This is a genomic window from Streptomyces katrae, from assembly GCF_000717655.1.
Taxonomy (GTDB): Bacteria; Actinomycetota; Actinomycetes; order Streptomycetales; family Streptomycetaceae; genus Streptomyces; species Streptomyces katrae_B.
The window spans coordinates 20,723-45,914 of the sequence record NZ_JNZY01000017.1; the positions used below are offsets into that span (position 1 = coordinate 20,723).

Consider the following 25,192-nt stretch of genomic DNA (forward strand, 5'->3'; position numbering starts at 1 on the left):
CTGCGTTTTCTGGAGGGGACACCCCCCAGGCCCCCCTGTCTCTGGGCATGCCCCAGCTGCCGGCCCCCGACTTCCCGGCCGACGTACGCGCCCGGCTCGAAGCGGACGCCAAGGACGTCATCGCCCGCTACCCCGACAGCCGCTCCGCGCTGCTGCCGCTGCTGCACCTGACCCAGGCGGAGGAGGGTTTCGTCTCGCGCACCGGCATCCGGTTCTGCGCCGAGGTGCTGGGCCTGACCACCGCCGAGGTCACCGCCGTGGCCACCTTCTACACGATGTACCGGCGCAAGCCCTCGGGCGACTACCAGGTCGGCGTCTGCACGAACACCCTGTGCGCGGTCATGGGCGGCGACGCCATCTTCGACGAGCTCAAGCAGCACCTCGGGGTCGGCAACAACGAGACCACCCCCGACGGCAAGGTGACCCTCGAACACATCGAGTGCAACGCGGCCTGCGACTACGCCCCCGTGGTGATGGTCAACTGGGAGTTCTTCGACAACCAGACCCCCGAGTCCGCCAAGGCCATCGTCGACGACCTGATCGCCGGCCGCGAGGTCTCCCCGACCCGGGGCGCGCCGCTGTGCACGTACAAGGAGACCGCCCGGATCCTGGCCGGCTTCCCGGACGAGCGCGAGGGCGCGGTCGAGGCGACCGGCGGGGCCGGCCCCGCCTCCCTGATCGGCCTGCGCATCGCGCGCGGCGAAAGCACCCAGCTCGGCAAGGTCGTGCACCCGCGTGGTGAGGCTCCGGCTGCCACCGAGGAGGGGGAGTGATGACGGTGACTGCCGAAATGCATGAGAACGGCGCCCCGGAGAAACTGCTGGCGCCCGTGCTGTCGGCGTTCTGGGACGAGCCGCAGTCGTGGACGCTGGACACCTACCGGCGGCACGGCGGCTACGAGGGACTTCGCAAGGCACTTGCGATGTCGCCCGACGAGGTCATCGCCTACGTCAAGGACTCCGGTCTGCGCGGGCGCGGCGGCGCGGGCTTCCCCACCGGAATGAAGTGGCAGTTCATCCCGCAGGGCGACGGAAAGCCGCACTACCTCGTCGTGAACGCGGACGAGTCGGAGCCGGGAACCTGCAAGGACATCCCCCTTCTCTTCGCCAACCCGCACTCCCTCATCGAGGGAATGATCATTGCCTGCTACGCGATCCGGTCGGAGCACGCCTTCATCTACCTGCGCGGCGAGGCCGTGCCGGTGCTGCGACGCCTGCACGAGGCGGTGCGCGAGGCGTACGAGGCCGGCTACCTCGGAGAGGCGGAAGATCGTCAAAAGAGCGGTCTCGGGAGCGGGCTGAAGCTCGACATCACGGTGCACGCGGGGGCGGGCGCGTACATCTGCGGTGAGGAGACGGCACTCCTCGACTCCCTCGAAGGCCGGCGCGGTCAGCCCCGGCTGCGTCCCCCCTTCCCTGCCGTCGAGGGGCTCTACGCGTGCCCCACTGTCGTCAACAACGTGGAGTCCATCGCCTCGGTTCCCGCGATCCTGGACAAGGGCAAGGACTGGTTCAAGTCGATGGGGACCGAGAAGTCCCCCGGCTTCACCCTGTACTCGCTCTCCGGACACGTCGCAGGCCCCGGCCAGTACGAGGCCCCGCTCGGCATCACCCTGCGCCAGCTCCTCGGCATGAGCGGCGGGATGCGGCCCGGGCACCGGCTGAAGTTCTGGACCCCGGGCGGCTCGTCCACCCCGATGTTCACGGACGAGCACCTCGACGTCCCCCTGGACTACGAGGGCGTCGGCGCGGCCGGCTCCATGCTCGGCACCAAGGCGCTCCAGTGCTTCGACGAGACGACCTGCGTGGTGCGGGCCGTCACCCGCTGGACCGAGTTCTACGCCCACGAGTCCTGCGGCAAGTGCACCCCCTGTCGCGAAGGCACCTACTGGCTGGTCCAGTTGCTCCGCGACATCGAGGCCGGCAAGGGCGTCATGTCCGACCTCGACAAGCTGAACGACATCGCCGACAACATCAACGGCAAGTCGTTCTGCGCGCTCGGCGACGGCGCCGCCAGCCCGATCTTCTCCTCGCTCAAGTACTTCCGCGAGGAGTACGAGCAGCACATCACGGGCAAGGGCTGCCCCTTCGACCCCAGGAAGTCGACCCTCTGGGCTGACACGGAGGTGAACGCGTGACCGTCACCACTAACTCCCCCGCCGGTGGCGGCGAGGCTGCGGGGCGGCCGAAGGCCGCCGAAGACACCGTCTCCCTGACCATCGACGGCGTCGAACTGTCGGTGCCCAAGGGGACCCTGGTCATCCGGGCCGCCGAGCAGATCGGCATCGAGATCCCCCGGTTCTGCGACCACCCCCTCCTCGACCCGGTCGGCGCCTGCCGCCAGTGCATCGTCGAGGTCGAGGGCCAGCGCAAGCCGATGGCCTCCTGCACCATCACCTGCACCGACGGCATGGTCGTCAAGACGCAGCTCACCTCCCCGGTCGCCGAGAAGTCCCAGCGCGGCGTGATGGAGCTGCTGCTCATCAACCACCCGCTGGACTGCCCGGTCTGCGACAAGGGCGGCGAGTGCCCGCTGCAGAACCAGGCGATGTCCCACGGGCAGAGCGACTCGCGTTTCGAGGGCAGGAAGCGCACGTACGAGAAGCCGGTCCCGATCTCCACGCAGGTGCTGCTGGACCGCGAGCGGTGCGTGCTGTGCGCGCGCTGCACCCGGTTCTCCACGCAGGTGGCCGGCGACCCGATGATCGAGCTGCTCGAGCGCGGCGCGCTCCAGCAGGTCGGCATCGGCGAGGGCGACCCCTTCGAGTCGTACTTCTCCGGCAACACCATCCAGATCTGCCCCGTCGGCGCCCTCACCTCGGCCGCGTACCGGTTCCGCTCCCGCCCGTTCGACCTCGTCTCCTCCCCGAGCGTGTGCGAGCACTGCGCGGGCGGCTGCGCGACCCGGACCGACCACCGCCGCGGCAAGGTGCTGCGCCGGATGGCCGCCGAGGACCCCGAGGTCAACGAGGAGTGGATCTGCGACAAGGGCCGCTTCGGGTTCCGCTACGCGCAGCGCCCGGACCGGCTCACCACCCCGCTGGTGCGCGGCACGGACGGGGTCCTCGCCCCGGCCAGCTGGCCCGAGGCCCTGGAGGCCGCGGCCGCCGGGCTCGCCGCCGCGCGCGGCCGGGCCGGGGTGCTGACCGGCGGTCGGCTCACCGTCGAGGACGCGTACGCGTACGCCAAGTTCGCCCGGGTCGTCCTCGACACCAACGACATCGACTTCCGGGCCCGGATCCACAGCGCTGAGGAGGCCGAGTTCCTGGCCGCCACCGTCGCCGGCACCGGCAAGGACCTCGACGGCACCGGGGTGACGTACGCGAAGCTGGAGGCGGCGCCCGCCGTCCTGCTCGCCGGCATCGAGTCCGAGGAGGAGGCCCCCGGCGTCTTCCTGAGGCTGCGCAAGGCCCACCGCAAGCACAAGCAGCGGACCTTCGCCCTCGCCCCGTTCGCCACCCGCGGCCTGGAGAAGGCGGGCGGCACGCTGCTGGCCGCCGCCCCCGGGACCGAGCCCGAGTGGCTCGATGCACTCGCCTCCCGGACCGGCCTGGAGACCGGCGGGGCCGAGGCCGCCGACGCGCTGCGCCGGTCCGGCGCGGTCATCGTCGTCGGGGAGCGGCTCGCCGGGGTGCCCGGCGCGCTGACCGCCGCCGTACGGGCCGCCGCGGCCACCGGCGCGCAGCTGGTGTGGATCCCGCGCCGGGCCGGGGAGCGGGCCGCCGTCGAGGCGGGCGCGCTGCCGTCCCTGCTGCCGGGGGCCCGTCCGGCCACCGACCCGCGGGCCCGCGACGAGGTCGCCACCGCCTGGCGGCTGGACGAGCTCCCGCACCGTTACGGCCGCGACACCGGCCAGATCGTCGAGGCCGCGGCGGGCGGGGAGCTCGCCGCCCTGCTGGTCGCCGGCGTCGAGATCGCCGACCTGCCGGATCCGGCCCGGGCGCTGGTCGCCCTCCAGGAGGTCTTCGTGGTCTCGCTGGAACTGCGGCCCGGCCAGGTCACCGACCACGCGGACGTCGTCTTCCCGGTCGCCGCCGCCGCCGAGAAGGCCGGGGCGTTCATCAACTGGGAGGGCAGGGTCCGGCCGTTCGAGGCCGCGCTCAAGCCCGACCAGATGACCCGCCCCCTCGCCCCCGCCGACGCCCGCGTGCTGCACATGCTGGCCGACGCGGCCGACCGGCCGATCGCGCTGCCCGACGTACACGCCGTGCGCCGCGAGATCGACGCGCTCGGCCCGTGGACCGGGGAGCGGGCGGCCGGGCAGTCCGCGGACACCGTGCCGCTGCCCCGCCCCGGGGCGGGCGAAGCGGTCCTGGCGGGCCACCGGCTCCTCCTCGACCAGGGCCGGCTCCAGGAGGGCGACGACGCCCTGGCCGGCACCCGGCACGAGGCGAGCGCCCGGCTCTCGGCCGCCACGGCCGCCGAGACGGGCGTCAAGGACGGCGACGTCCTCGCGGTGACCGGCCCGGCCGGCTCCGTGGAACTGCCGCTGCGGATCACCGAGATGCCCGACCGCGTGGTCTGGCTCCCGCTGAACTCCACCGGCCACGGCGTCCTCGCCGACACCGGGGCCCACCCGGGCACCCTCGTACGGATCGGTCCGGCGACCCCGGCCGACAGCAGCGGCACCCCTGCGGAGGTGGGCGCGTGAACGCGGTACAGCTCGCTGCGGAGGACCTCTCCCTGTTCGGCAGGGACGTCTGGTGGCTGGTCGTCGTCAAGGCTGTGTTCTGCTTCGCCTTCCTGATGGTGACCGTGCTCTTCTCCATCGTCTGGGAGCGCAAGGTCGTCGCCTGGATGCAGCTGCGCATCGGCCCCAACCGGCACGGGCCCTGGGGCATGCTCCAGTCGCTCGCCGACGGCGTGAAGCTGATGCTCAAGGAAGACATCATCGTCAAGCGGGCCGACAAGGTGGTGTACGTCCTGGCCCCGATCATCGCGGCGATCCCGGCCTTCATGGCCATCGCGGTGATCCCCTTCGGTCCGCCCGGCGACGAGGTCTCGATCTTCGGCCAGCGCACCACGATGCAGCTGACCGACCTCCCGATCGCGATGCTCTACATCCTCGCGGTCGCCTCGGTCGGCATCTACGGCATCGTCCTGGCCGGCTGGTCCTCGGGCTCGACGTACCCGCTGCTCGGCGGCCTGCGCTCCTGCGCGCAGATGATCTCGTACGAGATCGCGATGGGCGCGGCCTTCGCCTCCGTCTTCCTCTATTCCGGGTCGATGTCGACCTCGGCGATCGTGGAGGCGCAGGCGGACCGCTGGTACATCGTGCTGCTGCCGGTCTCGTTCATCATCTACGTCATCACGATGGTCGGTGAGACGAACCGCGCGCCGTTCGACATGCCGGAGTCCGAGGGCGACCTCGTCGGCGGCTTCAACACCGAGTACTCCTCCATCAAGTTCGCGCTGTTCATGCTGGCGGAGTACGTCAACATGGTCACCGTCTCGGCGGTCTCGGTCACCCTCTTCCTCGGCGGCTGGCGGGCCCCCGCGCCGATCTCCACGTACTGGGAGGGCGCGAACCACGGCTGGTGGCCGATGCTCTGGTTCGTCATCAAGGTCCAGCTGCTGCTGTTCTTCTTCATCTGGCTGCGCGGAACGCTGCCCCGCGTGCGCTACGACCAGCTGATGAAGCTCGGCTGGAAGGTCCTGATCCCGGTCTCCGTGCTCTGGCTGATGCTGGTCGCGACCGTCCGGGCGCTGCGCAACGAGCAGTACGACTTCTCGGAGATCGTCCTGTACGTCGGCGGCGCGGTCGTCGCGATCCTGCTGCTGTCCTTCGTCGCGGACCTCTTCCGGGACAAGAAGGAGAAGGCGGCCGCCGAGCAGGCCGGCGCGGCCGCCGGGGCCGAGCCCTTCGACCCGTTGGCGGGCGGGTTCCCCGTACCGCCCAAGCCCGGCCAGCACCTGGCACCCGTACCGCGCAGGCGGCCTCGCAGTGAGCGGGAGCTGATTGTCAGTGGCGGGACGAATACTGACAGTGACCGAGAGGAGGGTGCTGAGAATGTCTGACAAGTCTGACGCCGAGCAGGGCGAGAAGTGGCAGAACCCGGTGGCCGGCTTCGGCGTGACCTTCAAGGCCATGTTCAAGAAGCGCCTCACCGAGCAGTACCCGGAGCAGCAGAAGACCCCCGCTCCGCGCTTCCACGGACGGCACCAGCTGAACCGGCACCCGGACGGTCTGGAGAAGTGCATCGGGTGCGAGCTGTGCGCCTGGGCCTGTCCCGCCGACGCCATCTACGTGGAGGGCGCGGACAACACCGAGGAGGAGCGGTACTCCCCGGGTGAGCGGTACGGGCGGGTCTACCAGATCAACTACGCCCGCTGCATCCTGTGCGGGCTGTGCATCGAGGCCTGCCCGACGCGGGCGCTCACGATGACGAACGAGTTCGAACTGGCCGACGCCAGCCGCGAATCGCTCATCTACACCAAGGAGCAGCTGCTTGCCGGCCTGACCGAGGGCATGGTGGAGTCGCCGCACTCGATCTTCCCGGGCATGGACGAGCAGGACTACTACCGCGGGCTGGTGACCGGGGCGGCTCCCGGTACGGAGCGGCAGGTGGCGGTCTCGAAGGGCGAGCAGGCGGCGCCCTCCGAGGAGGTGCAGGCATGAGCGCCCTCGCAGCGGCCACCCTGACCTCCACGGGCGAGGCGGTCCAGTTCTGGGTCCTCGGCACCGTCGCCGTCATCGGCGCGCTGTCCACGATCCTGATGAAGAAGGCCGTGCACAGCGCGCTGAGCCTGGCCGGGACGATGATCATCCTGGCGGTCTTCTACCTCGCCAACGGGGCGTACTTCCTGGGAGTGGTCCAGGTCATCGTCTACACCGGCGCGATCATGATGCTCTTCCTCTTCGTGGTCATGCTCGTCGGCGTCACCGCCGCCGACTCGCTGAAGGAGACCCTCAAGGGGCAGCGCTGGCTGGCCGCCCTGTGCGGGCTCGGCTTCGGCGTCCTGCTGATCGCCGGCATCGGCAATGCCGGGCTCAGCCACTTCAACGGGCTCGGCCGGGTCAACTCCGCCGGGCACGTGGAGGGGCTGGCCACGCTGATCTTCACCAAGTACGTGTTCGCCTTCGAGATCACCGGCGCGCTGCTGATCACGGCCGCCGTCGGCGCGATGGTCCTCACCCACCGCGAGCGCACCGAGCGGGCCGCCACGCAGCGCGAGCTCGCCGAGCGCCGCGTCCGCGAGGGTGTCCAGCTCCCGCCGCTGCCCGCGCCCGGCGTGTACGCCCGGCACAACGCGGTCGACGTCGCCGGTCTGCTGCCGGACGGCACCCCGTCCGAGCTGACCGTCAACAAGACGCTGCGCGCCCGCGGCCAGATCCGGGACGTCTCCAGCGAGGCGCTGAACGACCTGAAGGCGCTGGAGCAGGCGTCGGCCGAGCGGCTCGGCCGTGAGGAGGCCTCGAAGTGAACCCGGTCAACTACCTGTACCTGGCCGCCCTGCTGTTCACCATCGGCGCGGCCGGAGTGCTCATCCGGAAGAACGCGATCGTGCTGTTCATGTGCATCGAGCTGATGCTCAACGCCTGCAACCTCGCGTTCGTCGCCTTCTCCCGGATGCACGGCAACCTCGACGGCCAGATCATCGCCTTCTTCACGATGGTCGTCGCCGCCGCGGAGGTCGTGGTGGGCCTCGCGATCATCGTGTCGCTGTTCCGTACCCGCCACTCGGCCTCGGTCGACGACGCCAGCCTGATGAAGCTGTAAGGGGCGCTCACAGTGGAGAATCTGATTGGGCTGCTGATCGCGGCGCCCCTGCTCGGAGCGGCGGTGCTGCTCTGCGGCGGCCGCCGCCTCGACAAGGCCGGCCACTGGCTCGGCACCCTGTTCGCCGCCGCCTCCTTCGCGATCGGCGTGGTCCTGTTCGCCGACCTGCTCGGGCGCGGCGCCGAGGACCGGACCCTGTACGAGAAGCTGTACACATGGATCCCCGTCGAGGGCTTCCAGGCGGACGTCGCCTTCCAGCTCGACCAGCTGTCGATGACGTTCGTCCTGCTGATCACCGGGGTCGGCACGCTCATCCACGTGTACTCGATCGGGTACATGGAGCACGATGAGCGCCGCCGCCGCTTCTTCGGCTACCTCAACCTGTTCCTCGCGGCGATGCTGCTGCTGGTCCTCGCCGACAACTACCTGCTGCTGTACGTCGGGTGGGAGGGCGTCGGCCTCGCCTCGTACCTGCTCATCGGCTTCTGGCAGCACAAGCCCAGCGCGGCGACCGCCGCGAAGAAGGCCTTCCTGGTCAACCGGGTCGGCGACATGGGCCTGTCGATCGCGATCATGCTGCTGTTCACCACCTTCGGGACCTTCGCCTTCGGGCCGGTGTTCGCCTCCGTGGGCAACGCGACCGAGGGCAAGCTGACGGCGATCGCCCTGATGCTGCTGCTCGCCGCGTGCGGCAAGTCGGCCCAGGTGCCGCTGCAGTCCTGGCTCGGCGACGCGATGGAGGGCCCGACCCCGGTCTCGGCCCTCATCCACGCGGCGACGATGGTGACGGCGGGCGTGTACCTGATCGTCCGCTCGGCCGCCGTTTTCAACGGGGCGCCGGACGCCCAGCTGGTGGTCACCATCGTGGGCGCGGTCACGCTCCTCTTCGGTGCGATCGTCGGTTGCGCGAAGGACGACATCAAGAAGGCCCTCGCAGGGTCGACGATGTCGCAGATCGGCTACATGATCCTGGCGGCGGGCCTCGGCCCCATCGGGTACGTCTTCGCGATCATGCACCTGGTGACGCACGGGTTCTTCAAGGCAGGCCTCTTCCTCGGCGCGGGTTCCGTCATGCACGGGATGAACGACGAGGTGGACATGCGCAAGTACGGCGCCCTGCGGAAGTACATGCCGGTCACCTTCGTCACCTTCGGCCTCGGCTACCTGGCGATCATCGGCTTCCCCGGTCTGTCCGGCTTCTTCTCCAAGGACATGATCATCGAGGCGGCCTTCGCCAAGGGCGGCACCCAGGGCTGGATCCTCGGCGGGGTCGCCCTGCTGGGCGCCGGCATCACCGCCTTCTACATGACCCGGGTCATGCTCCTCACCTTCTTCGGTGAGAAGCGCTGGCAGCCGGCGCCGGCCGCGGACACCGTTCCCAGCGCCGAACCCGCCGCCGAGCACCGGGCCGGGGAGATGCCGCACCCGCACGAGTCCCCGAAGTCCATGACCATCCCGATGATCATCCTGGCGTTCGGGTCGGTCTTCGCCGGCGCGTTCTTCGAGATCGGCGAACGCTTCCTGAAGTGGCTGGAGCCCGTAACCGGTTACGAGCACGGCAACTCGCCGGTCAGCGCCATGACGGTGACCGCGTCCACCATGGTCGTCCTGGTCGTCGGCGTCGGCATCGCCTGGTCGATGTACGGCCGCAGGCCCGTCCCGGTGGTCGCCCCGCGCGGCAGCTGGGTCACCCGGGCGGCCCGCCGGGACCTGCTCCAGGACGACTTCAACCACGTCGTGCTGGTGCGCGGCGGGGAACACCTGACCCGCTCGCTCGTGTACGTCGACCACAGCCTGGTCGACGGGGTGGTCAACGGGACGGCCGCCTCGGTGGGCGGTGCGTCGGGCCGGCTGCGCAAGCTGCAGAACGGCTACGCCCGCAGCTACGCGGTCTCGATGTTCGGGGGCACGGCGATCCTCATCGCCGCGACCCTGCTGATGAGGGCGGTGTGAGATGAGTTTCCCGCTTCTGACGGTGACGGCCGCGGTCCCCGCGGTCGGCGCCGTCCTGACGGCGGCCGTCCCGGCCGCCCGCAGGACCGCGGCCAAGTGGCTCGCGCTGCTGTTCTCGCTGGCAACGCTGGCCCTGGCCGTGCTCGTCGCGGTCCGCTTCGAGCCCGGTGGCGCCCGCTACCAGCTCACCGAATCACATGCCTGGATCGCCGACTTCGGCGTCCGCTACGCACTGGGCGTCGACGGCATCGGCGTGGCGCTGATCGCGCTCACCGCGCTGCTGATCCCCTTCGTCATCGGGGCCGGCTGGCACGACGCCGACCCGCTCGAGACCGAATCCCCGGCGAACTCGCGCTGGCGGCCGACGCAGGGCTTCTTCGCCCTGATCCTGCTGGTCGAAGCGATGGTGATCATCTCCTTCGAGGCCACCGACGTCTTCCTCTTCTACATCTTCTTCGAAGCCATGCTCATCCCGATGTACTTCCTCATCGGCGGCTTCGGGGACCGGGCCCATGCCGGGTCCGACGAGAACGCGGCCGCGCAGCGCTCGTACGCAGCGGTCAAGTTCCTCCTCTACAACCTGGTCGGCGGCCTCATCATGCTGGCCGCGGTCATCGGGCTGTACGTGGTCGCCGGGAACTTCTCGCTCCAGGAGATCGCCGCCGCCCGCGCCGCGGGCACGCTCGACATGGCGACCAACACCGAGCGGCTGCTGTTCCTCGGCTTCTTCTTCGCCTTCGCGGTGAAGGCTCCGCTGTGGCCGCTGCACACCTGGCTGCCGAACGCGATGGGCGAGTCCACCGCCCCGGTCGCCGTACTGATCACCGCGGTCGTCGACAAGGTCGGCACCTTCGCGATGCTCCGCTTCTGCCTCGGGCTGTTCCCCGACGCCAGCAAGTGGGCCACGCCGGTGATCCTCGTCCTGGCCCTGATCAGCATCGTCTACGGCGCGCTGGTCGCGGTCGGGCAGCGGGACATCAAGCGGCTGGTCGCGTACGCCTCGATCTCGCACTTCGGGTTCATCATCATGGGCATCTTCGCGATGACCTCCCAGGGGCAGTCGGGCGCCACGCTCTACATGGTCAACCACGGGCTCTCGACGGCCGCGCTGATGCTGGTGGCCGGCTTCCTGATCTCGCGGCGCGGCTCCCGGCTCATCGCCGACTACGGCGGTGTGCAGAAGGTGGCCCCGGTCCTGGCCGGCACCTTCCTGATCGGCGGCCTCGCCACGCTGTCGCTGCCCGGCCTGGCCCCGTTCGTCAGTGAATTCCTGGTCCTGGTCGGCACGTTCGCCCGGTACCCGGTCATCGGCATCATCGCCACCATCGGCATCGTGCTGGCCGCGCTCTACACCCTGGTGCTCTACCAGCGCACGATGACCGGCCCCGTGAAGGAGGAGGTCCGTCCGATGAAGGACCTGCGCCTGCGGGAGGTGCTGGTGGTCGCGCCGCTGATCGCGCTGCTGATCGCGCTCGGCGTGTACCCGAAGCCGCTCACCGAGATCGTCAACCCGGCGGTGGAGCACACCATGTCCGACGTACACCAGAAGGACCCGAAGCCACAGGTGGCCGTCGAGGCCAAGAACGGGGAGGCGGCGAAGTGAGCACCATGGCTGCTGCCCAAGGGCTGCTGACGCTGGCGGCCGCGGATCCGGTCGACCGGATCCCGGCCCCGCACATCGAGTACGCGCAGCTCGCGCCCACGCTGATCGTGGTGGGCGCGGCGATCATCGGGGTCCTCGTCGAGGCCTTCGTACCGCGCAAGTCCCGCTACTACGTCCAGGTGTTCCTGGCCGTCGCCGCGCTGGCCTCGGCCTTCGCGGCGGTCGTCGGCCTCGCCGCCGGCGGGTACGGCGGCGACAAGGCGCACATCGCGGCGATGGGCGCCGTGGCCGTGGACGGCCCGGCGCTGTTCCTGCAGGGCACCATCCTGCTGGCCTCGATCGTCGCGGTCTTCACCTTCGCCGAGCGGCGCCTGGACCCGGCCGCGCACGGCAACCGGGTGGACTCGTTCGCCGCGCAGGCGGCGTCCGTACCGGGCAGCGACAGCGAGAAGGCCGCCGTCAAGGCGGGCTTCACCACCACCGAGGTCTTCCCGCTGGTGCTGTTCGCGATCTCCGGGATGCTGATCTTCCCGGCAGCCAACGACCTGCTGACGCTGTTCGTGGCCTTGGAGGTCTTCTCCCTCCCGCTGTACCTGCTCTGCGCCGTCGCCCGCCGCCAGCGGCTGATGTCGCAGGAGGCGGCGGTCAAGTACTTCCTGCTCGGGGCCTTCTCCTCGGCCTTCCTCCTCTTCGGCATCGCGCTGGTCTACGGGTACGCGGGCTCGGTCTCGTACGCGGCCATCGCCGACGTGGTCGACGGCACCGTCACGAAGATCGACCCGGCGCTGGCCGACACCATGGGCAACGACGCGCTGCTGCTGATCGGCGGGGCGCTGATCCTGATGGGCCTGCTCTTCAAGGTCGGCGCCGTCCCGTTCCACATGTGGACCCCGGACGTGTACCAGGGCGCCCCGACCCCGGTCACCGGCTTCATGGCGGCGGCGACGAAGGTGGCCGCCTTCGGTGCGATGCTGCGCCTGCTGTACGTCGTCCTGCCGGGCCTGCGGTGGGACTGGCGGCCGGTGATGTGGGGCATCGCCATCGTGACGATGCTGGCCGGCGCGGTGATCGCGGTGACCCAGACCGACGTCAAGCGGCTGCTGGCGTACTCCTCGATCGCCCACGCCGGCTTCATCCTGGCGGGTGTGATCGCGACCTCGGCGGAGGGCGTCCAGTCCGTCCTCTTCTACCTGGGGGCGTACTCCTTCGTGACGATCGGCGCGTTCGCGGTGGTCACGCTGGTGCGCGATGCGGGCGGCGAGGCGACGCACCTGTCCAAGTGGGCGGGCCTGGGCCGCCGTTCCCCGCTGACGGCGGCGGTCTTCGCGGTGTTCCTGCTGGCCTTCGCCGGCATCCCGCTGACGTCCGGCTTCACCGGGAAGTTCGCCGTGTTCACGGCGGCGGCGGAGGGCGGCGCGGGGGCGCTGGTCGTGGTCGGTGTCATCTCGTCCGCGATCGCCGCGTTCTTCTACATCCGGGTGATCGTCCTGATGTTCTTCAGCGAGCCGAAGCCGGACGGCCCGACGGTGGCCGTTCCGTCGCCGCTGACGATGACCACCATCGCGGTGGGCGTGGCGGTGACGCTGGTCCTGGGCCTGGCGCCGCAGTACTTCCTGGACCTGGCGGGACAGGCGAGCACGTTCGTGCGGTGACCGTCATTCACGACGCAGGGCCCGACCCCTCCGGGGTCGGGCCCTGCGTCGTGTGCGGGACTACTCCGGCCGCCGCCGCTTCGGCATGATCCCGGTGAGATCCAGGTCGATGGGAAAGGGGTCGGAGACCTTCAGCCGGTCGTGGAAAATGCCGGCCGCGACGTAGGAGCCCGTCACCGGCTCGCGTTCGCACACATAGACAACGGCTCGGCCGTCCTTGTTCTCGACGCGCCAGTAGTGCGGGATGCCGGCTCGGGCGTACTTCACCGGTTTGGTCTCGCGGTCACGGTCGATGGACTCCGGAGACACAACCTCGATCGCCAGCAGGACCGCTTCGGCCGGAAGGCGGGTCTGGGCCAGGTCGTTGACGACGTCCTCACGGCACACGATGACATCAGGCTCGGGGCGGTTATGCCGATCGATGTCGATGGTGAACTCGCGGAGGACCTCAAGGCCTTCCGGGACCAGCGACTCGATCTGCCTCTCGAAGAAGGTGACCGCCCGCGAGTGGAAGAGGGTCTGCGGACTCACGAAGATCAGGCTCCCGTCGATCAGCTCCGTGTGCGGAGGCAGATTCGGAAGCGTGTCCAGGTCATCGGCAGTCCAGCCGCCCGCGGGCGGGATCGGCCAGCTGTGTTCCGGGTTCATCAGTGCTCCCATGAGCCGAGTCTCGCCAGTCCGTTCAGCGTATCGCCGGACATCGGCTCCGGACCGCCCACACGTGTGAGCGCACGGTCGACTGTTGACCATGTGTCGGAGTCACAGACGAACGGCATATGCGCGGACGTCCGCGTCCGGGTCCGAGGCCGCCGTGGACAGGGCCGTGCGGGCCTCCGGGACGGTGCGGTGGGTGCGGAGGGAGAGGACAGCGGCCTTGCGGACGTCCGCGTTGTCGTCCTTCAGGGCGTGCGCCAGGGGGGCGACGGCCGTGGCGGGCTCGGCCGCCGAGAGGGCCGTGGCCGCGCCCGCACGGACCTGCCAGGCCGGGTCGGCCAGGGCTGCCACCGCCCCGGCCGCGTAGCCGTCCGGGCAGCCCGTGGCCGCCAACGCCGCCAGGGCCGCGGCGCGGACCAGCGGGTCCGGGTCCGCGAGGAGGGGGTCCAGCGGGGCGGGTGCCGGGACGTGCACCGCCGCCAGGCCCTTGGCCACCGCGACCCGGACCTCGCGGGCCGGGTCCAGCGCCGCGCGGGCCAAGGCCTCGACGGCGTCCACCGAGACCAGCGCCCGTACCGCGTGGATACGGACCTCCCGGTCGGGGTCCGCCAGGGACTCCGCGTACAGGCCGGCCTCGCCGAGGCGCAGCGCGCGCAGGGCCTCCAGAGCGGCGGCGCGCACCACCGGGTCCGGTGCGGCGAGTGCCGCGCGCAGGGCGGTCCCGAGTTCCGGGTCGGCCGGCAAGACCTCGAGCAGCTCCCGCAGCGCGGCCGCGGCCGCTGCCCGTACCGCGGGATCGGCGTCGCCGAGGCGGGCCGCCAGCTCCGGGCCCGCACCGGCCGGGACGGTCTCGCCGATCACGGCCACGCATGCGGCCCGTACGGCAGGTTCGGGGTCGGTGAGGTACGGGCGCAGGGCCGCCAGGTCAGGGGACTCCTCGGCCAGGGCCAGGAGTTCGAGGACCCGGGGCGAGGCGCCACCGACCGCCCAGGGCGTGGCCGCAGCCGTGGACGTGGTCCCGGCCCCTGCCCCGGCGGTGCCTGCAGCGGTCAGCGGGTCCGGGGCGGTGCCGGAGGCGGTCCCCGCGCCGGAGGCGGTACCGGCGTCGGAGGCGGTACCGGCGTCGGCGGGGCGGGCCCCGGGCGGCGCTGCGGGATCCGTGTCCGCCCCGGACCGGGCACCCCGGCCCGGGGTCCCTTCGGCCACGGGCTCCGCTGCCGCGAAGGGTCCGGTCCGGCCCGGCCGGGGCGCGGCCCCGTGCGGGCCCGCCGTCGCCACGCCGACCAGTTCGACCTCGCCCAGGTGGCGGGAGGGGCCGCCGGTCGGCGTGAATTCGGGGACGGGGACCACGTACGGCTCCACCGGCCGGGCCGTGAACTCCATCGCCCCCGAAGCCGATTTGCGCAGGTCCAGGTGGTGCAGCCAGCCCGCGTCGTCGCGCCCCGGGTGGTCGAGCCGCTCGTGGTACAGGCCCCAGCGGGACTCCGTCCGCGCCAGCGAGGCCCGGGCCGCCATCTCCGCGCAGTCCCGGATGAAGGACACCTCCGCGCACCGCATCAGCTCGTGCGGGGTCCGCGCCCCCATCTCCTCGATCTCGCCGCTCATCCGGGTGAAGGCCTCCACGGCGAGGGAGAGCTTCGCGCCCGTCTTCGGCGGGGCCACGTAGTCGTTGACGAAGCGCCGCAGCTTGTACTCCACCTGCGGCTGCGGCGGCCCGTCCGGCCGGCGCAGCGGACGGTAGACCAGCTCGTGCGCCGCCGCCACCTGGTCCGCCGGGAGCGGGCCCTCGTACGCCGTGTACTGCGCCGCGTCCTCGCCCGCCAGGTCGCCGAAGACGAACGCCCCGATCATGTAGTTGTGCGGTACGGAGGCCAGGTCCCCGGCCGCGTACAGCCGCGGCACGGTGGTGCGGGCGTGGTCGTCGACGCGCACGCCCGATGCCGAGTGGCCTCCGCACAGTCCTATCTCCGAGATGTGCATCTCGATGTCGTGCGTGCGGTAGTCGTGGCCCCGGCCCGCGTGGAAGGTGCCGCGGGTCGGCCGCTCCGTGGTGTGCAGGATCGATTCGACAGCGGAGACGGTCTCCTCCGGGAGGTGGCTGAGCTTCAGGTACACCGGCCCCCGGTCCGAGGCGAGTTCGGCCGCGAACTCGGACATCATCTGCCCCGACCAGTAGTCGGAGTCGACGAACCGCTCGCCGTGGCGGTTGACCTGGTAGCCGCCGAAGGGGTTCGCGACGTACGCGCACGCCGGGCCGTTGTAGTCCTTGATCAGCGGGTTGATCTGGAAGCACTCGATCCCGGTGAGGGCCGCGCCCGCGTGGTAGGCCATGGCATAGCCGTCGCCCGCGTTGGTCGGGTTCTCGTACGTCCCGTAGAGGTATCCGGAGGCGGGGAGTCCGAGCCGGCCGCAGGGTCCGGTCGCGAGGACGACCGCGCCCGCGCGGACCGTCACGAACGCGCCGGTACGGGTGTCGAAGGCGGCCGCGCCGATGGCCCGGCCGTCCTCGGGCGAGGTGAGGACCCGTACCGGCATCACCCGGTTCTCGATCCGGATCCGCTCGCGCATCTCGCGGCGGCGCAGCTGCCGGTAGAGGACCTTCTTGATGTCCTTGCCCTCGGGCATGGGCAGCACGTACGAGCCGGAGCGGTGGACCCGGCGGACCGCGTACTCGCCGTGCTCGTCCTTCTCGAACTTCACGCCGTACGACTCCAGGCGCCGGACCATCGCGAAGCCGCGGGTGGCGGTCTGGCGGACGGTGGACTGGTCGACGACGCCGTCGTTGGCACGGGTGATCTCGGCGACGTAGTCGTCGGGCTCGGCGCGGCCGGGGACGACCGCGTTGTTGACCCCGTCCATGCCCATGGCGAGGGCGCCGGAGTGGCGTACGTGCGCCTTCTCCAGCAGCAGGACCCGCGCGCCGCGGCCGGCGGCGGTCAGCGCCGCCATGGTGCCGGCGGTGCCGCCGCCGATGACGAGGACGTCGCAGGAGAGTTCCTCGGCGTCGGCGATCGCGGGGATGTCCATGGTGGGGGCTGTCCTTCGAATCGGGGTCGGGTCGGGGTCGGTGGTCAGAGGGAGCAGAGGATCCGGCGACGGAGGGCGGAATGATCGGCGGACCGCTCGCGCGGGGCCGGCACGTCCAGCACCGAGTTGGTGTGGAGCAGGGCGATGCGGTCGCCGACGAACAGTGCCTCGTCCACGTCGTGGGTGACGAAGACGACGGTCGCGCCGGTGTCGGCGAGGACGTCGACCAGGAGGTCCTGCATGCCGGCGCGGGTCTGGGCGTCGAGCGCGCCGAAGGGCTCGTCCATGAGGACGGCGCGGGGGCCCGGGGCGAGGGCGCGGGCCAGCTGGACGCGCTGGCGCTGGCCGCCGGAGAGCTGGTGCGGGAGCCTGTGCGCATGCTCCGCGAGGCCGACGCGGGCCAGCCATTCGCCGGCGGTCCGCCGCCGCTCGGCGCGGGGCACGCGCCGGATGGCGAGGGGCAGTTCGACGTTCCCGCGGACGGTGCGCCAAGGCAGCAGGGCGTCGTCCTGGAAGACGAGCGCCCGGTCGGCGTCGGGGCGGGTGACGGGGGTTCCGTCCTGCGTGACGGTGCCGGACAGCGGGGGCAGCAGCCCGGCCAGGGTGCGGAGCAGGGTCGACTTCCCGCATCCGGAGGGCCCTACGACGGCCAGCACCTCGCCGGGCCGGACGTCGAGGTCGAGCCGGTCGAGGACGGCCGGGCCGCCGGACCGGCCGAGCCGGACGGCCTGGAGGCGGAGGGCGGAGCCGGGGGGTTCCGGGGCGCTGGTGGTGGCTGGCGCCGCCGTCGCGGATGCGGACACGGGGGGCCTCCTGTGCGTAGTCGGGTTCCGGTGGCCGGTGGCGCAGGGGCAACCACCGGCGGCGGGTCAGGGGAGTGCCGGTTCAGCGGAGGGGCGGCGGCGGGGGGCTGCCCCCGGGGCCGCGGCCGCCGCGGGGCGCCGCGGGCGGGGCGGGAGCCAGTGGGTCAGCCGGCGGCCCAGGCGTTCCACCGCCGTCGAGGTCAGCCAGCCCAGCGCGCCGATGGTGGCCATGCCGACGAAGACCCCCGGGTAGTCCACCACCGTGTAGTCCTGCCAGGTGCGGTAGCCCACCCCGTACTCGCCCGAGATCATCTCCGCCGAGATCACGCAGATCCATCCGACGCCGATGCCGACCGACAGGCCGCCGAAGATGCCGGGCAGCGCGCCGGGGACGATCACCGACAGCAGGATTCGGCCCCGGCCCCCGCCCATCGTCAGGACCGCCTCCTCCCAGACCGGTGACAACGCCGCCACCGCGTGGCGCGTCGAGACCAGCACCGGGAAGAACGCCGCCGCGCACGTGATGAACACGATCCCCTGCTCGTTGGAGGGGAAGAGCAGGATGGCGACGGGTACCAGCGCGATCGCCGGGACCGGGCGGACCACCTCCAGGACCGGACCCAGCACGTCCGCCGCCACCCGCGAGCGGGCGATCGCCGTGCCCACCGCCACCCCCAGCACCGCCGCCAGCGCGAAGCCCGACACGATCCGGCTCAGGCTGGAGACGAGGTCCTGCCAGTACGGGCCGGTCGACGCCCGCTCCGCCAGCTTCGACGCCACCTCCGTCGCCGTCGGGAACTGGCCGAACCGGAGCCAGAGTTCGACGTCCAGCGAAGTCAGCAGCTGCCATGCCAGCAGGGCCGCCCCGAGCGAAGCCAGCCGCAGCAGCCGGCGCCCCGGGGTCATGAAGCGATGCCTCCGGCCTCGGCGAAGCCCACGATGCGCGCCCCGGATCCGCTGTGCCGGTCGACGTACGACCTGGCGCCCGCCGGGGTGACGAACGCCCGCAGTTCGGATCCCTCCGCCACCCACACCGCCTTGTCGGCGAACCACGGGGTCCCGGTCACCGCGTCCGGCACGTACGCCGCCCGGACCGCGGCCGCGCCCGCGTCCTTCAGGGCCTTCAGCAGGGCTGCCGGGGTGTCGAACGTCCGCGTCGCCGGCTCGTTCCGCAGCCACAGCTCGGGCCGGGCGGGTCCGGCCACCGGGTAGTCCGCCTCCGGAACCGCCCGCTTCAGCGGCTCCCGATCGACGAACCCCTCCACGTCCACATCGGCCACCAGCTTCGCGTCCCGCAGGACCGGAACGTCCTCCTTCAGCGCCGCCAGCAGCTCCGGCCGCAGCGCCGGGTCGAAGGTCGCGATCCCGTTCGCGCCGTTGTACAGGTACACGACCTCCGCCGGCAGCCCGGTCTCCTTCGCCACCGACTCGGCCGCCGCGACCGGCCGCGTCCGCAGGTACTCGGTCGCCTTTCGCTGCGCCCGCAGGAAGTCGTCCAGTACGCCGGGCCGTTCGGCCGCGAACTCCTGCCGCACCGTGACACCGTGGAACGTCGGCAGGTTCAGCTCGGCGCCGTCGTACAGCGCCTTGGCCTTCCCCTCGTACGCGAGCTGCCCCGGCCAGGCCACGAACTGCGACAGCGCGTCCGCACTGCCCGCCTGGAGGGCCGAAGCCCCCACGCTGGGCTGCTGGTTGAGCTTTTGGATACCGCTCGAAGGATCGATCCCGGCGCGTTGCAGGGCCCGTACGAGGGTCCCGTCCGCGGCGGAGCCGACCGAGGTCGACACCTTCTTGCCGCGCAGGTCGGCCAGCGACTCGAACTTCGCGTTCGGCGCGGTGACGACGGTGTTGAGGCCGCCGCGCAGGTTGTAGCCGGTCACGGACACGAGGCGGGTCGGCTGCTTCAGCTCCTTGCCGCGCGCCGCGTTGATCAGGAGCGGAAAGTCGCCCATCGAGCCGATGTCGATCTTCCCGGCGGTCATCTGGGCCGTGATCGGCGCGCCCGTGGCGTAGTCCTGCCAGTCGACCTTGTACGTGATGCCGTCCTTCCTGCCGCGCGCCGCGAGCTCCTGCTCGAAGTAGCCGAGGGAGCGCAGCAGGGTGCCGGCGGTGACGGTGTTGATGGTCTTGGACTGGTAGCCGACGGTCACGGTCAGGGTCTTGGGGCCGTCGGCCCCGGACGCCTCCCCACCGCACCCACTGGCCAGCGGGACGAGGAGTACGGCGAGGGTGAGGGACAGTCGCGGGATGCGCATCGGAACAGGGCCTTTCACCGGAGCAGGTACGGCATGTTGACGGTCACCGCGCCCGTGGGGCAGCGGGCGGCGCACGGGCCGCAGTACCAGCACTCGTCCACGTGCATGTACGCCTTGCCGCTGTCCTGGTGGATCGCGAGGGAGTCGAGCGGGCACATGTCGACGCAGAGGGTGCAGCCGTCGATGCACAGGGACTCGTCGATGGTCACGGGCACGTCGCCGCGCTGGGGGACCAGAGGCATGGCTGTCTCCAGGATGGTGAGTACGCAGGGGGCGGGTCAGAGGGAGCGGCGGAGCAGGCCGCTCATGGTGATCCGGTCGCCGCGGAAGCGGATGAACTCCAGGTCCACGGGCCGGCCGTCACCCAGATGGGTGAGCCGCTCCAGCATCAGCACGGCGGCCCCGCGCGGTGCCTGCAGGACGGCGGCGGAGTGCGCGTCGGCGTTGACGGCTTCGAGGGTGATCTCGGCATGGCCGAGGGGCTGCCCGGTCAGGGACTCCAGGAGCCGGAAGACGTCGGTGTTCTCCAGGTCGCAGCCGAGCAGTTCGGCTCCGATGTCCAGGGGGACGTACGTGAGGTCGAGGGAGAGCGGGAGCCCGTTCAGGCTCCGCAGCCGCTCGATGTAGAGCACGTCGGCGTGCTCGGGAAGCCGCAGCCGACCGGCGACCGGGGCGGGGGCGCGCACCGGGCCGACGGTGCGGACCTCGTTGGTCACCCGGCCGTGCTCGTGCAGGGTTTCGGCCAGGCCCTGGAGGCGGTCCAGGCCGTGGGGGTACTTCTCGCAGACGACGACGGTGCCGACGCCCGGGCGGCGTTCGACGAGCCGCTCGCCGCGCAGCAGGTCGAGGGCCTGGCGGACGGTGTTGCGGCCGGCTCCGTAGTCGGCGGCGAGGGCGTCCTCCAGGGGGAGGACCCCGCCGGGGTAGCCGCCGGCCAGGATCTGGTGGCGCAGCAGGTCGGCGAGCTGCCGCGCCTGGTCCGCGCGCAGTCGCCGCCGACGCGCGGCGGCGACCGGGACGGTGTGCTCACGGGTGCGTTCGGCTGGCATGGCACGGAACATACCGACGGGCCCCGGCCGGTGGTGTTGCCGCAGTGTTGCGCCACCGCGAGCACTCAGCGGCAGGGCTGTGACCTGCTACGACGCCGGGGCGGCGGAAAGATCCGCCACCCCGGTGAGGCTGTTCGTCCCGAGGGGCGGACTAGCGGGATCCCACAATGCGGCCGGTGACCTCGCCGAGGCCCACGCGGGTGCCCTCGGGGCCCGGGGCCCAGGCGGTCATGGTGACCGTGTCGCCGTCCTCGAGGAAGGTGCGCTTGCCGTCGGCGAGCTCGATGGCGTCGCGCCCGTTCCACGTCAGCTCCAGAAGCGAGCCGCGCTGCCCGACCGCGGGGCCGCTGACCGTGCCCGAGCCGAAGACGTCACCGGTGCGCAGGGAGGCGCCGTTGACGGTCATGTGCGCGAGCTGCTGGGCGGCGGTCCAGTACATCGTCGCGAACGGCGGCTGCGCGACCTCCTGCCCGTTGATGGACACGGTGATGTGCAGGTCGAAGCCGCCGGGCCGGTCGGCGTCGGCGTCGTCGAGGTAGGGCAGGAGCGGGAAGTCGCGGGCCGGCGGGGCGACCCGGGCCGCCTCCAGGGCCTCCAGCGGGGTCACCCAGGCGGAGACGGAGGTGGCGAAGGACTTGCCGAGGAAGGGACCCAGCGGCACGTACTCCCAGGCCTGGATGTCGCGCGCCGACCAGTCGTTGAGCAGGAACAGCCCGAACACGTGGTCCTCGAAGGCGCCCAGCGGCACCGGGCTGCCCAGCTCGGACGGGGTGCCGACGACGAAGCCGACCTCGGCCTCGATGTCGAGCTTGACGGACGGGCCGAAGACGGGCGCCGGGTCGGCGGGCGCCTTGCGCTGCCCGGACGGGCGGACGACGTCGGTGCCGGAGACCACGATCGTGCCGGAGCGGCCGTGGTAACCGATCGGCAGGTGCTTCCAGTTGGGCGTGAGCGCGTCCCCGTCCGGGCGGAACATCTTGCCGACGTTGGTGGCGTGGTGCTCGCTCGCGTAGAAGTCGACGTAGTCGGCGACCTCGTACGGCAGGTGCAGGGTGACGGCGTCCAGCGGGACGAGGTGCGGCTCGACCGTCACGCGGTGGCCGGGATCGGTCACCCACGCGGTCAGCGCGCGGCGCACGTCGCGCCAGGCGGTGCGCCCGGCGGCCAGCAGCGGGTTGAGTGAGGACTGCCCGAGCAGTGCGGCGTACGGGGAACCGAGCGCGACGGCGGCCGCCCCCGCGTCGAGCACGTGTCCGCCGATGCGCACACCGATGCGGCGGCGGGTGTCCCCGGAGGTGGAGAAAACGCCGTACGGGAGGTTGTGCGGCCCGAACGGGTCGCCCTCGGGCACATCGAGGGGGCTCTGCTGGGGCATGGGGTACTGCCTCGCTTTCGACGCGGTCCGGGGGTGTCCCGGTGGGCTGGTTGATACGTTACGTGGCCTGTGGGGCCTGCGGGAGGCCGGATTCGGGCTCTATTTGTAGGACTTGTCCAAAGGGGTCCGTATCCTTGCGCCGTGACTTCCGCCCCGCTTTCGGCCCTCCCCTACGCCTTGATCGCCACTGACCTGGACGGGACCCTGCTGCGCGCCGGAGACACCGTCTCCGCGCGGTCGTACGCGGCGCTCGCGACGGCGCGCGCCGCCGGCGCCCAGCACATCATCGTCACCGGGCGCCCCGTCCCACAGGTCCGGCACGTCCTGGACGACCTCGGCTATACAGGGCTCGCGGTGTGCGGGCAGGGCGCGCAGGTGTACGACACGGCGTGCGCGCGTCTGCTGCACTCCGTTCCGCTGGACCGGGACCTGGCGGAGGTGGCGCTCGGGAAGATCGAGGCGGAGATCGGCGAGGTGTACGCGGCGGTCAACCAGGAGGGGGTGGACGCCGAGATGCTGATAGGGCCGGGCTACCGGATGTGGCACCCGCACCTCCCGACCGTCCGGGTGCACAGGCGCGGCGACCTGTGGGCCGCGCCGATCAACAAGGTGCTGCTCCAGCACCCGGAGCTGGACGACGACGAGCTGACGCGGGTCGCCCGTTCGGTGGTCGGGGACCTGGTGAACGTGACGATGGCGGGGGAGCACACGGTGGAGCTCCAGCCGCCGGGCGTCAGCAAGGCGAGCGGGCTGGCGCTGGCCGCGGAGGTACTGGGCGTCGGCCCGTCGTCGACGATCGCCTTCGGCGACATGCCGAACGACATCCCGATGTTCGCGTGGGCGGCGCACGGCGTGGCCATGGCCAACGCCCACCGCGAACTGATGGCCGTGGCCGACGAACTGACCCTCTCGAACGAACAGGACGGCATCGCGGTAGTCCTGGAACGCCTCTACCCCAACTGATCCGTCCCCGCCGGCCGGACCGTCCCCGTCGGCGTTCGAGGCGCGGGGTCCGGGGCGCAGCCCCGGGCGGGGGTCCCTCCCGGACGGAGTCCGGGCGAGGCGGAAGGGCGGGCAGGGGCCGAGCCCGGCAGGGCCGTCAACCCGCCGCCCGCGGCAACCGCCGCTCCCACGTCCGGTGGAAGACCACCTCCTCCCCCTCCCGGCACACCACCTCGTTCGACGCCACGAAACCACCCGCGTCGCACGAGACCTCCGACCGCGTCTCCACCCGCACGTCCCATCCCGACTCCGGCCGGTGCAACCGGATCCGCCACTCCGACCGGGTCCGGGCCGACAACGGATCCGCCGAGTCGATCTCGTAGACCTCCTCCGCGTCCTCCCCGTACTCCAGCCCGTCCGGATACACCCGCGTCCCCCCGTACCGGGGGTCCACCTCCAGCCGCCACCGCCCGCGCGCGACGTCCCGTACGACCAAACGCTCCGGCCGCGGCTCGTCCAGCGTGGCCGGGACGATCACACCCAGCGGTTCCGCCTGCTCGGGCGGCTCGAACACCACAGCCGGTTCCGATGCCGCAGCCCTGACCGGCAGGACCACCGCACTCCCCGCCGGATCCAGCGTCCAGCCCGCCTCAGACCCGGCCCGCGGCCAGATCCACGGCCAGTACGCCGAGGACAGCGCGAGCCGGATCCGGTGCCCCGCCGCGAAGCGGTGCCCGATGCCGTTCAGCTCGAACACCACGTCCTCGTACGCGCCCACCGGCCACGGCACCGCCTTCTCCCGGCCCAGCCGCGCCGACAGATTCAGCGCACCGCGCGTCACCAGCGTCGACGACCCGTCCGGCGCCACGTCGCACAGCCGGGCCACCACCTGCCCGTACGGGACGTCCATCCGCAGCCGGGCCGTCACCTGCGCGCGGCCCAGGACCTCCACCGGCTCGCGCCCCACGGGGAACTCGAAGCAGGCCGACTTCGCGTCCTCCTCCCGCTGGTCCGGCGGCAGGTCCGCGGCGTTGCCGAACGGGAAGAACCGCCCGGCGTCCAGCCCCGTGTGCTGCGGGGAGGCCACGTTCACGGGCGCGCCCTGGAGCGCGTACGTGACGGGGGTGACGGCGGGGGAGGGCCACTCGGCGTCCCCGACCCAGCGGCCCGGCAGCACCTCGTACGTGGTCGCCGGCGGATGGGACTCCGAGATCCAGGACCGCAGCAGGGGCTCGTCCATCACCCCGTTGTCCGCGCCCTTCAGCCAGTGGTCCCACCACCGCAGGGTCTCCTGGAGGAACCCGATCGCAGGTCCCGGCGGCAGGCCCCGGTCCGGGTACTGGTGCGACCACGGGCCGATCAGCCCCCGTACCCGCTCGGCGGGCAGATGGGAGACCAGCCGCAGTACCGCGTCCCGGTACGGGTCGTGCCAGCCGCCCACCGCGAGGACGGCCGCGCCGATCGCCCCGTAGTCCTCGCGGACGCTGCCGTGGCGCCAGTAGTCGTCCCGCGTCTGGTGGGCCAGCCAGGTGTGGATCAGGGGTTCGACGGCTTCCAGCCGGGCCAGCCACTGCTCGCGCCAGCCGTCGCCGACGAACAGCGGGTCCGGCGGGCGCGCCGCGAAGGCCAGCATGGTCGCCGCCCATGCGTGCATGTCCACGGCCAGCACCGAGCCGCCCATGTAATGGACGTCGTTGTCGTACCGGTCGTCCGTCGAGCAGACCGTGACGACCGCCTTCAGGGCCTCCGGCGCCAGCGCCGCGATCTGGAGCGAGTTGAACCCGCCCCACGAGATCCCGAACATCCCCACCGACCCCGTGCACCACGGCTGGGCCGCCAGCCACTCCACCACCGCGACCCCGTCGGCCAGCTCCCGCGCGTCGTACTCGTCGCCCGGGTTCCCGCCGCTGCAGCCGTGGCCCCGGACGTCCACCCGGACCGAGGCGTAGCCGTGGCCCGCGTACCAGGGGTGGCGCTGCCGGTCCCGCGGGGCGGTCCAGTCCGTCAGCCGGTACGGCAGGTACTCCAGCAGGGCCGGAACCGGCTCGTCCGTCACGGGGCGCCAGATCCGGGCGTACAGCTCCACGCCGTCGGCCATCGGGATCCGGACGTCCTCGTGCGTCGACTCATACGGGAACTCGGTACGGATGATCATGCGG

General features: G+C 71.8%; 20 protein-coding genes. 11 read left to right on the top strand and 9 right to left on the bottom strand.

Going from position 1 to position 25,192, the window contains the following annotated elements:
• Positions 1–47: 47 nt before the first annotated feature.
• From nuoE to nuoN, 10 genes are read left to right on the top strand one after another with little or no spacing between them, the layout of a single operon-like run.
• Positions 48–773, top strand: coding sequence for an NADH-quinone oxidoreductase subunit NuoE (gene nuoE, locus IF09_RS0121255; RefSeq protein WP_037635623.1), 726 nt, complete (start codon positions 48–50; stop codon positions 771–773).
• Positions 773–2,137: an NADH-quinone oxidoreductase subunit NuoF gene (nuoF, locus tag IF09_RS0121260; RefSeq protein WP_030298036.1), complete on the top strand. Its 1,365-nt coding sequence runs from the start codon at positions 773–775 to the stop codon at positions 2,135–2,137. The genes nuoE and nuoF overlap by 1 nt, the downstream gene beginning before the upstream one ends.
• Positions 2,134–4,650 (top strand): NADH-quinone oxidoreductase subunit G, encoded by a 2,517-nt coding sequence (locus IF09_RS0121265; protein ID WP_030298039.1) that lies wholly within the window; start codon positions 2,134–2,136, stop codon positions 4,648–4,650. Before nuoF ends, IF09_RS0121265 begins: the two co-directional genes overlap by 4 nt.
• Complete coding sequence (gene nuoH / locus IF09_RS0121270) at positions 4,647–6,017, top strand: NADH-quinone oxidoreductase subunit NuoH (protein ID WP_030298040.1); 1,371 nt, start codon at positions 4,647–4,649, stop codon at positions 6,015–6,017. The genes IF09_RS0121265 and nuoH overlap by 4 nt, the downstream gene beginning before the upstream one ends.
• Positions 6,010–6,618 carry an NADH-quinone oxidoreductase subunit NuoI gene (gene nuoI / locus IF09_RS0121275; protein ID WP_030298043.1) on the top strand — a complete coding sequence of 203 codons (609 nt, stop codon included), beginning with the start codon at positions 6,010–6,012 and terminating at the stop codon, positions 6,616–6,618. The genes nuoH and nuoI overlap by 8 nt, the downstream gene beginning before the upstream one ends.
• Positions 6,615–7,424: an NADH-quinone oxidoreductase subunit J gene (locus IF09_RS0121280; protein WP_030298044.1), complete on the top strand. Its 810-nt coding sequence runs from the start codon at positions 6,615–6,617 to the stop codon at positions 7,422–7,424. The genes nuoI and IF09_RS0121280 overlap by 4 nt, the downstream gene beginning before the upstream one ends.
• The gene (gene nuoK, locus IF09_RS0121285; RefSeq protein ID WP_030161991.1) at positions 7,421–7,720 is read left to right on the top strand and encodes an NADH-quinone oxidoreductase subunit NuoK; all 300 of its coding nucleotides are present in this window, start codon (positions 7,421–7,423) and stop codon (positions 7,718–7,720) included. Before IF09_RS0121280 ends, nuoK begins: the two co-directional genes overlap by 4 nt.
• Positions 7,721–7,732: 12 nt before the next feature.
• The gene (nuoL, locus tag IF09_RS0121290; RefSeq protein ID WP_030298047.1) at positions 7,733–9,673 is read left to right on the top strand and encodes an NADH-quinone oxidoreductase subunit L; all 1,941 of its coding nucleotides are present in this window, start codon (positions 7,733–7,735) and stop codon (positions 9,671–9,673) included.
• 1 nt (position 9,674) lies between these two features.
• Complete coding sequence (locus tag IF09_RS0121295; protein ID WP_030298049.1) at positions 9,675–11,276, top strand: NADH-quinone oxidoreductase subunit M; 1,602 nt, start codon at positions 9,675–9,677, stop codon at positions 11,274–11,276.
• Between the two features lie 5 nt (positions 11,277–11,281).
• The gene (gene nuoN, locus IF09_RS0121300; protein WP_030298051.1) at positions 11,282–12,928 is read left to right on the top strand and encodes an NADH-quinone oxidoreductase subunit NuoN; all 1,647 of its coding nucleotides are present in this window, start codon (positions 11,282–11,284) and stop codon (positions 12,926–12,928) included.
• A 60-nt stretch (positions 12,929–12,988) separates the two neighbouring features.
• Here nuoN and IF09_RS0121305 read toward each other — a convergent pair whose 3' ends face one another.
• From IF09_RS0121305 to fahA, 8 genes are all read right to left on the bottom strand, one after another.
• The gene (locus tag IF09_RS0121305; protein WP_106975107.1) at positions 12,989–13,588 is read right to left on the bottom strand and encodes a Uma2 family endonuclease; all 600 of its coding nucleotides are present in this window, start codon (positions 13,586–13,588) and stop codon (positions 12,989–12,991) included.
• A gap of 99 nt (positions 13,589–13,687) precedes the next feature.
• Complete coding sequence (locus IF09_RS0121310) at positions 13,688–16,609, bottom strand: fumarate reductase/succinate dehydrogenase flavoprotein subunit (RefSeq protein WP_030298054.1); 2,922 nt, start codon at positions 16,607–16,609, stop codon at positions 13,688–13,690.
• A 44-nt stretch (positions 16,610–16,653) separates the two neighbouring features.
• Positions 16,654–17,412, bottom strand: a complete 759-nt coding sequence (locus IF09_RS0121315; RefSeq protein ID WP_030298056.1) for an ABC transporter ATP-binding protein — start codon at positions 17,410–17,412, stop codon at positions 16,654–16,656.
• A gap of 66 nt (positions 17,413–17,478) precedes the next feature.
• A complete protein-coding gene (locus tag IF09_RS0121320; protein ID WP_030298058.1) occupies positions 17,479–18,318 on the bottom strand; it encodes an ABC transporter permease in 840 nt (279 codons plus the stop codon).
• On the bottom strand, positions 18,315–19,667 hold the full coding sequence (locus tag IF09_RS0121325) for an ABC transporter substrate-binding protein (protein ID WP_030298060.1): 1,353 nt from the start codon (positions 19,665–19,667) through the stop codon (positions 18,315–18,317). The genes IF09_RS0121320 and IF09_RS0121325 overlap by 4 nt, the downstream gene beginning before the upstream one ends.
• Before the next feature lie 14 nt (positions 19,668–19,681).
• The gene (locus IF09_RS0121330; protein ID WP_030298062.1) at positions 19,682–19,909 is read right to left on the bottom strand and encodes a 4Fe-4S dicluster domain-containing protein; all 228 of its coding nucleotides are present in this window, start codon (positions 19,907–19,909) and stop codon (positions 19,682–19,684) included.
• A 36-nt stretch (positions 19,910–19,945) separates the two neighbouring features.
• Positions 19,946–20,716 (bottom strand): GntR family transcriptional regulator, encoded by a 771-nt coding sequence (locus IF09_RS0121335; RefSeq protein ID WP_199920461.1) that lies wholly within the window; start codon positions 20,714–20,716, stop codon positions 19,946–19,948.
• 151 nt (positions 20,717–20,867) lie between these two features.
• Positions 20,868–22,091 carry a fumarylacetoacetase gene (gene fahA, locus IF09_RS0121340; RefSeq protein ID WP_030298066.1) on the bottom strand — a complete coding sequence of 408 codons (1,224 nt, stop codon included), beginning with the start codon at positions 22,089–22,091 and terminating at the stop codon, positions 20,868–20,870.
• A 141-nt stretch (positions 22,092–22,232) separates the two neighbouring features.
• On the opposite strand from fahA, the gene IF09_RS0121345 reads away from it, so the two are divergent.
• Positions 22,233–23,054, top strand: coding sequence for a Cof-type HAD-IIB family hydrolase (locus IF09_RS0121345; RefSeq protein ID WP_030298072.1), 822 nt, complete (start codon positions 22,233–22,235; stop codon positions 23,052–23,054).
• A gap of 136 nt (positions 23,055–23,190) precedes the next feature.
• On the opposite strand, the gene IF09_RS0121350 is transcribed toward IF09_RS0121345, so the two are convergent.
• The gene (locus IF09_RS0121350; RefSeq protein ID WP_030298074.1) at positions 23,191–25,188 is read right to left on the bottom strand and encodes a CocE/NonD family hydrolase; all 1,998 of its coding nucleotides are present in this window, start codon (positions 25,186–25,188) and stop codon (positions 23,191–23,193) included.
• Positions 25,189–25,192: the final 4 nt, after the last annotated feature.